Source organism: Peterkaempfera griseoplana (assembly GCF_001418575.1).
In the GTDB taxonomy this organism is placed as follows: Bacteria; Actinomycetota; Actinomycetes; order Streptomycetales; family Streptomycetaceae; genus Peterkaempfera; species Peterkaempfera griseoplana.
Genome location: NZ_LIQR01000427.1, coordinates 1 through 2642, shown reverse-complemented (window position 1 = coordinate 2642; position 2642 = coordinate 1). Strand labels below are relative to the sequence as shown.

At 73.3% G+C, this 2642-nt stretch carries 3 protein-coding genes, 1 pseudogene and 1 riboswitch; of the genes and pseudogenes, 2 read left to right on the top strand and 2 right to left on the bottom strand.

What is annotated here, in order from left to right; translation table 11 throughout:
* Positions 1-419: 419 nt before the first annotated feature.
* A riboswitch (SAM riboswitch) is annotated at positions 420-527 on the bottom strand.
* A 180-nt stretch (positions 528-707) separates the two neighbouring features.
* Positions 708-1091 (bottom strand): VOC family protein, encoded by a 384-nt coding sequence (locus AOK09_RS28575; RefSeq protein ID WP_055590134.1) that lies wholly within the window; start codon positions 1089-1091, stop codon positions 708-710.
* A 54-nt stretch (positions 1092-1145) separates the two neighbouring features.
* Positions 1146-1634 (bottom strand): MarR family winged helix-turn-helix transcriptional regulator, encoded by a 489-nt coding sequence (locus AOK09_RS28570; RefSeq protein ID WP_079063504.1) that lies wholly within the window; start codon positions 1632-1634, stop codon positions 1146-1148.
* A 110-nt stretch (positions 1635-1744) separates the two neighbouring features.
* Between AOK09_RS28570 and AOK09_RS28565 the strand changes: the two genes are divergently transcribed.
* Positions 1745-2128 (top strand): hypothetical protein, encoded by a 384-nt coding sequence (locus AOK09_RS28565; protein ID WP_055590132.1) that lies wholly within the window; start codon positions 1745-1747, stop codon positions 2126-2128.
* Positions 2129-2391: 263 nt separating this feature from the next.
* A pseudogene (locus tag AOK09_RS28560) lies at positions 2392-2642 on the top strand (SMI1/KNR4 family protein); the annotation flags it as partial.

Here is a 2642-nt window from a genome sequence, read left to right as displayed (position 1 = left end):
GAGATCGCGCGGCACTGTCTGGAGGGGATCGTGCGCGGAGGTCTCGGACATGGCTCTCCTTGGATGAGGTCGTGCCCCGGTGAACAACTGGACCGCGGTGGGCGGCAGGGAGGAGGGCCCGGCGGCACGGCAGACGCGTACGGGGCCCCGGGCGTGCGGGTACGGAGACCGGACGGAGGTCGGGTGCGGACCGGCCGCGGACCGGGCCGGGAACGGGCCGGGCGGGGCCGGGCTCAGGTGCGGCTCAGCGGGCGCGACCGCAGGCGCAGCGGATCCGCAGCAGGTCGATGTGGCGGCGCCTGGTCAGCAGCCGGGGACGGGGCTGCGGCACCGGCCGGGGAGTCCGGCAGGCGCTCTGCGGTGGCACGACCGTCCTGGGCATGTGCGCCGGTCCCGTCGTCGGGCCTCGCTGGACCACGAGACCGCACTTGCCCCGCCGCGTCGGCGGGACCCGGTCGTCATCCGGGGCACCCCGTCGCGGTGGAAGGGTTGCCTGTCAGCGGGCCGGAGCCGATGACCTCCTGAGCAGGGAGTCCCGCACAGGATGCGCTGACGATCGTGACCGTCGCCCACAAGTCTGCGAGTGCTCCGCCGGGCCGTCAAGAAGCTTGCAGAAGCCGACTTCCGTCGTCGCCCTGCGAGCAGCGGGCCGGCCCGGTCCGGCACCGCGTGGGCGGCCGGGCGGCACGGCCCCGGAAAGCACCGGGTCAGACGGGTTGGATGCGGGCGCGCAGCAGGCAGAACTCATTGCCCTCCGGGTCGGCCAGCACGTGCCAGTCCTCGGCGCCGGTCTGGCCGACGTCGACGGGTCTGGCGCCGAGGGTGAGCAGCCGCTCCAGCTCGGCGTCCTGGTCGCGGTCGGTGGCGTTGACGTCGATGTGCAGCCGGAGTTTCGCGGGCCGCGGGTCGTTGCTGGGGCTGATGACGAGGGTGGGCTGGGGGCCGCCGAAGCCGGTGCCGGGCGGCCCGATCTCGATGCTTCCGTCGTCCTCCCGGCCGAGTTCGGCATAGCCGAGGACCTCGCTCCAGAACGCCGCGAGCCGTTCGGGGTCGGCGGCGTCGATGACCAGCTCACTGATGCGGCATGCCATGCCTGTCAGTGTACGGAGCCGCCGCGTGCCCGGGGCTCCTGACGGTCCGCCGGTTCAGCCCTGCTCCTCACCGCCGACGGCGGCTTCGTAGGCGAGCAGAGTGTCGACGAACAACTGCCGCTGCTCCGGGGTCAGGGGGGCGAGGGCCTTGCGCCACGCGGCCGCGCCCGGGGCGAGCCAGGCGGTGATCGCGGACTGCTGGTCGGCCGCGATGGCGACGATCCGCCGGCGGCGGTCCGCCTCGTCCTCACGCCGGTCCAGGATCCCCTTGCGGCTGAGGTCGCCGACCAGCAGGCTCACCGTCGTCGGTGCCACCTGCAGCCGGGCCGCCAGCTCGTTCACGGTCATCGGCCCGTCGAAGAGCAGGTAGGAGAGCAGCGAGAGGTGACGCGGCGCCAGCGCCATGGACTGCAGCGCCTCGGGCACCGGGATCCTCTTGACCCGGCCGACCATCCGGGGCATGAGCAGCAGAAGGGCTCTGACTGCGTCGTCGACCCCGTTCCCGCCGCCGGTCACGGCGTCGCGCGCCCTGGGCCTTGACATGGCACACCCCTCGACACTTACCTTTGCCATCAAAGGTATTTTGCTTTGCTCGCAAAGTGATCTGCCGCCATTGTACGTAGGTACGTACCGGCGTGAACGGAGTCCCCACCATGCCGCACTTCAGCGTGCACATCCGCGAAGAAGCCCTCGACGGAACGGCGGAACCGAAGCTGATCACCGCACTGACCGACGCGGTCGGCGCCGTCTACGGCGAGGAGTTCCGCCGCCTCGTCGGGGTGGACCTGATCGGCATCCCGCAGCACCGCCGGGGCCTCGGCGGCAGCCCGACCGACAAGGACGCGCCCCTCGTCACCCTCAGCATGCGGGAGGCCGCCTACCATCTGCCCGCCGTGCCGGACGCCCCCGCCCGGCTGGTCTCCACCATCACCGACGCGGTGGCCGGCGTGCTCGGCGAGGCCGTCCGCAAGGACGTCATCGTCACCGTCGTCGGCGTCCCGGAAGGCCGCACCGGAGTCGCCGGCACGGTTGCCTGACGCGTGCGCGCAGGCCGGGGGCACCCCGCTCCGGCCTGCGCCGGGCTCCACGCCACCTGGTCGCACATCCGGCCCGGACCGCAAACCCTCTGCCGTCCACGGGAGTTGGGCGAGGTCCGGCCGTCCGGGGCGCCGCGTCCCTCCCGGCCGGAGCCACGGCGACGCCGGCTCGTTGTCCGGACTCCAGGGCCAGAAGCCCCGGCCGCTCCGGCAGTCGCGCGGGTGGGCGCGGCCGCGCAGCGCCCGTCTGACAGTCTGCCCGGGTGGACGATCTCATCGGCACCCAGACCCCGCGCCACCTCCTGACCGACCCCGCCGAGTCGGTGGCGGAGCTCGAACGGGCGCTGCCCGGCCTTGCGGCCCACCGCCGCGCGGTACCCGCGACTGTCGACTGGCCGCGCCTGGAGCGCGAGTTGGGGACGGCTCTCCCGGCCGACTACAAGCTGCTCAGCGAGCTCTACCCGCGGTTCGAGCTCAACGACTTCATGTCCGTCGGCGGCCCCGCCCCGGGCAC